The organism is Endozoicomonas sp. SESOKO2, assembly GCF_024606245.1.
Classification (GTDB): Bacteria; Pseudomonadota; Gammaproteobacteria; order Pseudomonadales; family Endozoicomonadaceae; genus Endozoicomonas_A.
Window position 1 is genome coordinate 1 of record NZ_JAHHPQ010000077.1, and the last position, 9,683, is coordinate 9,683.

Annotated in this window: 8 protein-coding genes; 4 read left to right on the forward strand and 4 right to left on the reverse strand. The window is 47.7% G+C overall.

Going from position 1 to position 9,683, the window contains the following annotated elements:
• Window positions 1-200: 200 nt before the first annotated feature.
• Window positions 201-1,175, reverse strand: a complete 975-nt coding sequence (gene cysB / locus KDK17_RS02030; protein ID WP_257254873.1) for an HTH-type transcriptional regulator CysB — start codon at window positions 1,173-1,175, stop codon at window positions 201-203.
• Window positions 1,176-1,373: 198 nt separating this feature from the next.
• On the opposite strand from cysB, the gene KDK17_RS02035 reads away from it, so the two are divergent.
• Window positions 1,374-2,144, forward strand: a complete 771-nt coding sequence (locus tag KDK17_RS02035) for a sulfite exporter TauE/SafE family protein (protein ID WP_257254874.1) — start codon at window positions 1,374-1,376, stop codon at window positions 2,142-2,144.
• A 197-nt stretch (window positions 2,145-2,341) separates the two neighbouring features.
• Window positions 2,342-3,418, forward strand: coding sequence for a 3-deoxy-7-phosphoheptulonate synthase (locus KDK17_RS02040; protein ID WP_257254875.1), 1,077 nt, complete (start codon window positions 2,342-2,344; stop codon window positions 3,416-3,418).
• Between the two features lie 43 nt (window positions 3,419-3,461).
• Here the strand turns inward: KDK17_RS02040 and KDK17_RS02045 are convergent, their stop codons facing one another.
• From KDK17_RS02045 to nfuA, 3 genes are all read right to left on the reverse strand, one after another.
• On the reverse strand, window positions 3,462-3,779 hold the full coding sequence (locus KDK17_RS02045; protein ID WP_257279488.1) for a hypothetical protein: 318 nt from the start codon (window positions 3,777-3,779) through the stop codon (window positions 3,462-3,464).
• A gap of 234 nt (window positions 3,780-4,013) precedes the next feature.
• Window positions 4,014-4,499, reverse strand: coding sequence for a transcription elongation factor GreB (greB, locus tag KDK17_RS02050; RefSeq protein ID WP_257254877.1), 486 nt, complete (start codon window positions 4,497-4,499; stop codon window positions 4,014-4,016).
• Between the two features lie 316 nt (window positions 4,500-4,815).
• Window positions 4,816-5,397 carry a Fe-S biogenesis protein NfuA gene (gene nfuA / locus KDK17_RS02055; protein WP_257254880.1) on the reverse strand — a complete coding sequence of 194 codons (582 nt, stop codon included), beginning with the start codon at window positions 5,395-5,397 and terminating at the stop codon, window positions 4,816-4,818.
• Window positions 5,398-5,722: 325 nt separating this feature from the next.
• Between nfuA and KDK17_RS02060 the strand changes: the two genes are divergently transcribed.
• Window positions 5,723-6,922: a multidrug effflux MFS transporter gene (locus KDK17_RS02060; protein WP_257254878.1), complete on the forward strand. Its 1,200-nt coding sequence runs from the start codon at window positions 5,723-5,725 to the stop codon at window positions 6,920-6,922.
• 255 nt (window positions 6,923-7,177) lie between these two features.
• On the forward strand, window positions 7,178-9,683 hold a 2,506-nt coding region (gene metH, locus KDK17_RS02065), incomplete at its 3' end, for a methionine synthase (RefSeq protein ID WP_257287229.1).

Genomic DNA, 9,683 nt, shown 5'->3' on the forward strand with positions numbered 1-9,683 from the left:
GTACTGATCGCCAAAGAAGGTGATGCTTCAAGCGAAGGGGCTCGTCTGGCCGAATTCTACAAAGTGAACAAGGCCCCCTTCTTTGTGGTCGAGGAAGAAGGTCAGGAACCGAAAATTTACACAGTTTACTTCAAGCTGGTCAAGGAAGTACTGAACCGGCAAGCTGCGTGATGCAGCTGCCGCTTCAAAGGATAGAAAAGTCAGTGATCGGGGAGCTGAATACCAGAAAACAACTCATCCACTTCTACTTTGTTATGTCTTGAAATCGCTTCCTGCACGACTTCTTTAGACAAATGTGGTGCAAAGTGCTGAATGAAGTCGTACATAAATCCGCGCAAGAAGGTCCCTCTTCTGAAACCAATCTTAGTGACACTGGGCTCAAACAGATGGTCTGCATTCAGAGGAACCAGATCAGAATCCAGTTCCGGATCGTAAGCCATCTTCGCAACAATACCCACACCCAGCTTCAATCTTACATAGGTTTTGATGACATCAGCATCGGTTGCGGTGAATACAACTCTGGGTGACAAACCTTCATTCATAAAAGCTTCGTCCAGTTTGGAACGGCCAGTAAAGCCAAAGACGTAAGTCACCAGGGGATACCGGGCAACATCCTGCAGTGTCAACTCAGATATTTGTGCCAGCGGATGATCCTTCGGAACGAGCACACAGCGATTCCAGCGATAGCAGGGCATCATGACCAGATCGTTAAAAAGTTCGAGCGCTTCTGTTGCAATGGCAAAATCAACCACGCCGTCTGCAGCCATCTCAGCAATCTGGATGGGCGCTCCCTGATGCATGTGCAGGGACACATCTGGATACTGAGAAATAAATTTGTTGATGATATCAGGCAGTGCATAGCGAGCCTGGGTATGCGTCGTTGCAATAGACAGGGAACCTTTACGCTCATCACTGAACTCTTGTGCCACCTGTTTGATGCTTTCGACTTTTCTGAGAATCTCACCTGCAGTCTCTATAATTTTTTCACCAGCCGGGGTGATTCGGGTCAGATGCTTGCCGCTGCGGGCAAACACCTCTACACCCAGTTCATCCTCCAGCAGGCGGATCTGTTTGCTGATACCGGGTTGCGAGGTATATAGACTCTGCGCTGTGGCGGATACATTGAGATCATGGTGAGCGACCTCCCAGATATAGCGCAGTTGTTGCAGCTTCATTGATGGCCTCCGGTCGAGCTAACGTCTACCCATAGTGTGAAAAAAATATGAGTACTCTTAGTTCATAGCGGCATAAGAGAATATCATTTAATTACTTCCAAGAATACAAGCCGGTCGCTACAGTTACCAGCGAATCATGCAGCTTTAATCATGATTTCAAACATCGCCTGAGCTACTTATAACTTTAGACCATATTTGATGGACACATTGCTCTACATTTCAGCGGGTGCCAGCGTGGGTTTTGCCGTTGGCTTAACCGGCATAGGAGGCGGGTCTCTGATGACTCCACTGCTCCTTTTATTCGGATTTCCGACCCACATAGCAATAGGAACGGACCTGTTGTATGCCGCCCTGACCAAAGTCAGCGGCGTCTGGGTTCATCACCAACAAAAAAGTGTTAACTGGCAACTCGTAAAGCTCCTGTGCCTGGGAAGTATTCCAGCCACTTTGGCTACAGTATTCCTGTTGAAATATCTTTTCACCGGAAGCGATCATTATAGCCCGATACTTACTACCTGCCTTGGCTTTATGCTCACTTTGACAGCGCTGGTGCTTATATTTAGCAACAAACTCAGCAAATTGCAGTTTTACAACCGCAAAATCCTGTCCGGAAACAGGCTGAAATACTTTACAGTGTTAATGGGGATGGTGCTTGGCGTATTGGTCACTCTGTCATCTGTAGGAGCCGGGGCACTTGGCACAGCGATTCTCTTACTGATATACCCCACACTGGTTCCTGTGCGAGTAGTCGGCACTGAACTGGCCCACGCAGTACCACTGACCCTTGTCGCTGGTCTCGGTCATACACTCTTGGGCAATGTGGACTTTAACCTCCTGGGAAGCCTGATGATCGGCTCTGTACCGGCCATTTATTTTGGCACTAAAATTGGCAAGTACCTGCCAGAAAAAGTCATGCGCATGATTCTTGCTATTATTCTGCTGGTACTGGGTATTCACTATCTGATATGAGCCAACAAGATTCTACAATAATTGCAACGACTTAAAATTAAGCAAAATTATTATTCATGGGGTTGTAGCAACCATGGTTCTTGATTAGAGTGGACGACCGTCGCTGATCCCTGCAAGTCCGACTTATCCTTACCCGGGCAGGCAATCTCAGGCGCAAACCCGTGAGGGAGCAACAATCAAAATTGAGAGCGCAATCAATGGCCATATTACCAATTGAAAACCTGAACATTGAATCTCAGGACTTACTGGTCACTCCAGAGCAGCTGAAAAGTGAAATTCCCTTGAGCGAAGCTGCTGAGCGTACCGTTTCCGAAGGCCGTGAAGTTATCCGCAACATTCTCGATGGCAAGGATCATCGTCTGTTTGTAGTGGTAGGTCCCTGCTCTATCCACGATGTTGAAGCTGCCATGGATTATGCCGGGCGTCTGAAGAAACTGGCAGACGAGCTAAGCGATACTCTCTATCTGGTCATGCGCGTCTATTTTGAAAAGCCACGAACCACTATTGGCTGGAAAGGCCTGATTAACGACCCACACCTCAATGATTCCTTCAAGATTGAAGAAGGCCTGCACATTGGCCGTCGCCTGCTGATGGATGTCGCTGAGCTGGGTATGCCTTCTGCCACCGAAGCCCTGGACCCTATTTCCCCTCAATATTTGCAGGATCTGGTGTCCTGGTCTGCCATTGGCGCTCGTACCACTGAATCTCAGACTCATCGTGAAATGGCCAGTGGCCTGTCTTCAGCTGTGGGTTTCAAAAACGGTACAGACGGTGGTCTGGAAGTAGCGATTAACGCTCTGAACTCCGTAGCTAACCCTCATCGTTTTCTGGGCATTGATGGCAATGGTCAGGTAGCTGTTACCCGTACCAAGGGGAACAAGTATGGTCATATCGTTCTCCGTGGTGGTAACGGCAAGCCCAACTATGACTCTGTCAGCGTAACCCTGTGCGAGCAGGAACTTGAGAATGCCGACATTATGCCAAACATTATGGTAGATTGTTCTCATGCTAACTCTAACAAAGATCCAGCGCTTCAGCCTCTGGTTATGGAAAACGTCACCAACCAGCTTATCGAAGGCAACAAGTCTGTTGTAGGGCTAATGATTGAGAGTAACATTGGCTGGGGTGCCCAGAAGGTGCCTGCAAATCTGGAAGATCTGGAATACGGTGTATCCATCACTGATGCTTGCATTGACTGGGAAACGACGGAGAAAACCCTGCGTGATATGAGAGAAAAGCTGAAAAACGTGCTTCCTGCGAGAATTGCAGAATAATAAACAGTCTGACATGGTCAGGTTATGACTGTGTCAGAAACCTTTAAAATAAATCAAATTGATACCCTTGCGTCACCTCGTCAGTCTCAGATTCTCCACTCTCTACTTTCAAAACAGATAACAGATCCATCTGCGACTCTGGCGCTTCCATACCCACTTCACCGAGAAAGCCGGAAGAAACCTTCCGGCTTTTTGGCATATTACTGATTCTTCTATCTAAAATAGCAGCACATATGGGGCATATTTCCGATAGCAGTTGATTGGTTAACACTTCGTAACGATACGCACCGTGTAATACTTCTGTACACAGTGTCCGGTCAGAGCGAGACTCAATATCAAGATTGGCTTCTACCAAATGCATATACTGGGAGCCACAGGGTTTGATAATCTGAGCAACGAAAAAATTTGACAGTATGGCTTGTTTGTACCGCTTCACAGGTCTTTTATCTACTGGAAAAGCCAGAAACACCAAGAAAAAATGGCGTATTATGTTATACGTTTATGGCCGACCGTTATACACCCAAAAACCATCTTAGGTAAAAATACGGCAACAGGTTTTTCACCCTGATTACAAGGTCAGGAGCCGACAAAGCCATCAAAGTGAATGGAAAGGTTCATATTGTATCTTATTGATATACCAGACTTTATTTCCTTCCGGCGTCCTGACCATAACCTCATCATCAACCTGCCTGCCGATTAAAGCCCTTGCCATTGGCGAGTCCACGGTTATGTGCCCACGCTTGACGTCAATTTCATCAGACCCCACAATCCGGCAATGAAGAATCTCTCCTTCCTCATTTTCAAGCTCTATCCAGGCACCAAAAAAGGCTTTACCTTCCTGTTCCGGTGAATAATGCACTACTTTTACAATGTCGAGCCGCTTGGTGAGAAAGCGAATTCTTCGATCAATTTCTCTCAACAGCCTTTTACCTTCCTTATACTCAGCATTCTCACTTCGGTCACCTAATGCCGCTGCTTCAGAAACCGCCTGAGTTACTTTAGGTCTCTTATCCCGCCAGAGGTAATGCAATTCTTTTTTAAGCTTTTCTTTGCCAGCCTGAGTAATAAGATTCGATTTCATTGAATACCAATCCGTAAATTTCCAGCGAAAATAATGAGTTAATTGAACAACTTAAGCAAAAAAAAGTCATATCCTCAGTGATAAATCCGAGCTAATTAACAACTAATCATTCGTTTTTATTCAATCTCAAAATTTGAAATGAGTTTTGCAAACAATAACCAAAAAGCCAAATATGATTGTATAATATAAATAAATACCAGATGATACGACTTAGACCTTCGCTCATATCCAGTGCACAAAAAAACCGGCTTACGGGCTAATACACTCTTTCTGAAACAGAGTAATATCAGCCTATAAACCGGCCTTGAAGATAATATTACTTGAAGTAGGCATTCTCGGTAATGCTGTGATCTGTCACATCCCTGACACCTTTAAGCTCAGGAATTCGCTCAATCAAAGTTTTTTCTACACCATCTTTCAACGTTAAATCGACTGCGCTGCATCCTTGGCAACCACCACCAAACTGCAAGACAGCGACACCTTCATCAATCTCAACCAGGGAAACCACACCACCATGTGAAGCCAACCCCGGATTGATTTCGGTCTGCAGGAAATAATTGATCTTCTCGTCCAGCGGGCTATCTTCGCTGACTTGAGGCAGCTTGGCATTCGGTGCCTTGATGGTCAATTGGCCACCCAGCTTGTCTTCGGAAAAATCAACAACGGCGTCTTCCAGGTACTGCTCACTTTTTCCTTCCACACGGCAGTTAAAGTATTCCAGCTCAAGAATCAGATCCCCTTCCTTCTCCTCACCCGGCTTACAGTAGGCAAGGCAGGTTTCCGCGTAAGGAGTACCAGGCTGGGTAACGAACAGGCGCACACCAATACCCTCGACATTCTGTTTCTCCAACAGCGTGACCAGGTACTTTTGTGCTGCTTCCGTGAATGTAATATTCAACTCAAGAACCCTCTTGTCATTCTGCCGATATTCTATGCCATTAGGCGCTATGTTGAAATCCCCAGCAGGCCAGTCAGGTATTAAAGACATGTACTTGAACTTCGGAGGGTTATACCCCATTGCGGTCGATGCCTGCCTGATACTTCGCGAGTCCTCAGCCAGATGTGGAATTGTACCATTGCTACCCTTTTCACAAGCCTGTACCCTTTGCGCTCTTTTTCTGAGGTACAGGCGGATTTTGCCCTGTAACAGAGATCAATTGACTCCTGTGAGCCTGTCAAACTTATCCCTTCAAGCATAAATTTCAGTGGAACGAGTCGCAGCCATGAGCGCATTAGATACAGAAAAACACTCCAATGCTGTCTTGGTGATACTGACACTGTTTGCCGTAGTTGGTCCGGTCTCTATCGATATATTCTCACCATCGCTGCCGGCTATTACAGAGTACTTTGGCAGTAACAGTGCAACGGCCCAATGGAGTGTCGGTATCTTTATGCTGGGTTTTTCGCTATCCATGCTGATAGTAGGTCCACTGGCTGATCGCCTGGGTCGAAAAAGAACCTTGATGCTAGGTTATACCCTTTACTTGTTTGCCACTGCCGTCACTTTGCAGACCAACAACATTGCTCTGTTCATAGCCGCACGCTTTGTTCAGGCCCTGTTTGGTTGTTTTGGCACTGCCGTTGCCCGAATCCTGGCCAGAGATTACTTCCAAGACCAAATGGAAGTACGGATGCTGTCCTACATCAGCGCCTGCCTGACCATAGCCCCTCTGCTGGCTCCCGTCGCGGGTGGATTTATTCAAGAATATGCAGGCTGGAGGTGCAACTTTCTGGCCATGGGTGCAATGGCCGTTATGGCGATGTTCAGCCTGCTGCTTATCCCTGAAAAACATCAAGCCTCCGAGCGTTCTGGCTACCCTATTCTTTCAGACTACAAAGAGGTATTAACTGACTGGCGTTATCTGCGGTTCACAATCGCAACTGGCACGGCATTCTCTGGCGCTTTTGTATTTGTCGCCGGTGGGCCTTTTGTCATGATCAGCCAATTAGGTCTGGCTCCAAAATTTTATGGATTTCTTTTTTCGTTGGCCATTGCAGGCTTCCTTTTTAGCGCATCATTTGGCCCTAAATTGAATGACCGGTTAGGGCGTGAAAAAAGTACTCGACTGGCCTGGATCACTCTGGCTGCAGGCGCAAACGTTTCCTTTGCCACTGCCTGGTGGAGTCATGGCAGTTCTATACTGGGTTACATGGTAGGCATCATTGTCTTTGAGCTGGGTCTGGGTCTCTTTATGCCTCTATGTCAGGCCAGAGCCATCGAGCGCATGAGTAAACATACAGGCACCGCCGCTGGCCTGATTTTCTTCATAGAAATGTTGCTGGCTACAGTGGTCAGTGGACTGATGAGTTCACTGCCTGAGATGGGAACACTGACGCTTGCCAGCGTAACGATGATAGCCACCCTGGTTGCAGGATTTTGTCTTCGCAAAAATACCCGTGAAAATATTCAGGCTTCAGTATAAGCAGCCTGACTTTCAAAACAACAAAAGAAGCTCCAGTCTCTTTTTGCAAATCCACCGAGATTGCTTAAGTCTACTCTTATGTGCCACTCTCTTATTTTTCCAGTAGATATGTGCAATTTGAAGTAGACACTCCAAGGCGTATTTCTGATACCATCGCTCTCCTGACAATACCTTCAAGCAGTCATGAATCGTCAAACTAAAAGCCTGACAACCTGTTTCATGGCTATAGAGAGAACTGGCCCGGAATCTGTACCCATGCCTAACAGTCAAGAAAGAGCACACTTTCCAAGAGCAAACCTTCTTAAAAAGCAATTGGAGAAACGGATTCTGGTGCTCGACGGTGCCATGGGCACCATGATTCAAGGCTACAAACTGGATGAGGAAGACTACCGTGGTGAACGGTTTGCTGATCACGACTGCGACCTCAAAGGCAATAATGACCTTCTCTCTCTGACACGTCCTGAGATCATCAAGGAGATATACCAGTCTTATCTGGATGCCGGTGCGGACATTCTGGAAACCAATACCTTTAACGCCACAACCATTGCCATGGCTGACTACGAGATGGAACATCTGGTACCGGAGATCAACCGGGAATCAGCTCGTTTAGCCAGAGAGGTCGCCGATGCAGCGACCACTCAGAACCCTGATAAGCCACGTTTCGTAGCTGGGGTGCTGGGCCCAACAAACAGAACAGCTTCCATCTCACCTGACGTCAACAATCCAGGCTATCGCAACACCAGCTTTGAAGCACTGGCTGTTGCCTACAAGGAAGCAGCTCTTGCCCTGATTGAGGGCGGCTCCGATATCCTCCTGATTGAAACCATCTTCGATACCCTGAATGCCAAAGCCGCCATCTTTGCCGTAAAAGAACTTTTTGACGAACTTGGCTATGAATTGCCCATCATGATTTCAGGCACCATTACCGATGCCTCCGGCCGCACCCTTTCAGGACAGACCACGGAAGCTTTCTGGAACTCTGTTCAGCATGCCAACCCCATCTCTGTAGGCCTGAATTGCGCCCTGGGTGCCAGTGAACTGCGACCCTACCTGGAAGAACTTTCCAACATTGCCAACACCTATATCAGCGCACACCCTAATGCCGGCCTGCCCAATGCATTTGGAGAGTACGATCAGGCTCCGGATGAAATGGCAGACATTGTTGCCGAGTTTGCCGAATCCGGCCTGGTGAACATTATCGGTGGTTGTTGCGGCAGTACTCCTGCTCATATCAGAGCGATTGCTGAAAAGATGACGTCCATTGAAAGACGTCAGATTCCTGAAATCCCTGTCGCCTGTCGTCTCAGCGGCCTTGAGCCCTTTAATATTTTTGCAGACTCTCTGTTCATCAATGTCGGTGAGCGTTGTAATGTAACTGGCTCTGCCCGATTCAAACGCCTGATTATTGAAGAAGATTACGACACAGCGCTCGACGTAGCCCGTCAACAGGTTGAGAACGGTGCCCAGGTCATCGACATCAACATGGATGAAGGGATGCTGGATGCCAAAAAGGCCATCACCACCTTTTTGAATCTGGTTGCCTCTGAACCTGACATCTCGAGAGTACCTGTCATGGTGGACTCATCTAAATGGGAGGTCATCGAAGCCGGACTGCAATGCATTCAGGGCAAAGGTATTGTTAACTCCATCAGCCTGAAAGAAGGTGAGGAGGCTTTTCGCCATCAGGCAAGGCTTTGCCGTAATTACGGCGCAGCTGTCGTTGTCATGGCTTTTGACGAAACCGGCCAGGCAGACACCGAAGCCCGTAAAATCGAAATCTGCAAGCGTTCTTACGATATTCTGGTTAATGAAGTGGGCTTCCCCCCCCAGGACATCATTTTTGATCCGAATATCTTCGCTGTCGCTACCGGTATTGATGAGCACAACAATTATGCAGTGGACTTCATCAATGCGACTCGCTACATCAAGGAAAACCTGCCCCATGCCATGATCTCGGGTGGCGTCAGCAATGTCTCCTTCTCATTCCGTGGTAATAACCCGGTCAGGGAGGCCATTCACGCAGTCTTTCTGTATCACGCCATCAAAGATGGTTTGACCATGGGTATCGTCAATGCCGGACAGCTGGAAATTTACGAAGAAATTCCCGAAGCGCTTCGTGAACGGGTTGAGGATGTCATTCTTAATCGCAACAACGAAGCCACAGAAGCATTGCTGGCCATTGCAGAAAACTATCGCGGTGGCAGCACGGGACAAAAGAAAGTAGAAGACCTTTCCTGGCGTGAGCAGGATGTCAACAAACGTCTTGAACACGCTCTCGTGAAGGGAATAACCACCTTCATTGTTGAAGACACCGAAGAAGCCCGCCAACGGGCAGAGCGCCCCATTCACGTCATCGAAGGTCCATTAATGGATGGTATGAACGTGGTCGGCGACCTGTTTGGAGCCGGTAAAATGTTTCTACCCCAGGTCGTCAAAAGTGCCCGTGTGATGAAACAGGCCGTTGCCCACCTGATTCCCTTCATTGAAGAAGAGAAAGACGGCGACGTACAGTCTAATGGCAAGATCTTGATGGCTACCGTTAAAGGCGATGTACACGACATTGGCAAAAATATTGTCGGCGTCGTACTGGCTTGTAACAATTTCGAGGTGATCGACCTGGGTGTTATGGTGCCCTGTGAAAAAATCTTGCAGGCAGCTAAGGAAGAAAACGTTGACATCATTGGCCTCAGTGGTTTAATCACTCCGTCACTGGATGAAATGGTGCATGTCGCCAGCGAGATGCAGCGACAGGACATGCACC

Excerpts from the sequence above, each read along its gene's own strand:
- cysB (WP_257254873.1), bottom strand. The coding sequence starts at position 1,175 with ATGAAGCTGCAACAACTGCGCTATATCTGGGAGGTCGCTCACCATGAT.
- KDK17_RS02035 (WP_257254874.1), top strand. The coding sequence starts at position 1,374 with ATGGACACATTGCTCTACATTTCAGCGGGTGCCAGCGTGGGTTTTGCC.
- KDK17_RS02040 (WP_257254875.1), top strand. The coding sequence starts at position 2,342 with ATGGCCATATTACCAATTGAAAACCTGAACATTGAATCTCAGGACTTA.
- KDK17_RS02045 (WP_257279488.1), bottom strand. The coding sequence starts at position 3,779 with ATGCATTTGGTAGAAGCCAATCTTGATATTGAGTCTCGCTCTGACCGG.
- greB (WP_257254877.1), bottom strand. The coding sequence starts at position 4,499 with ATGAAATCGAATCTTATTACTCAGGCTGGCAAAGAAAAGCTTAAAAAA.
- KDK17_RS02060 (WP_257254878.1), top strand. The coding sequence starts at position 5,723 with ATGAGCGCATTAGATACAGAAAAACACTCCAATGCTGTCTTGGTGATA.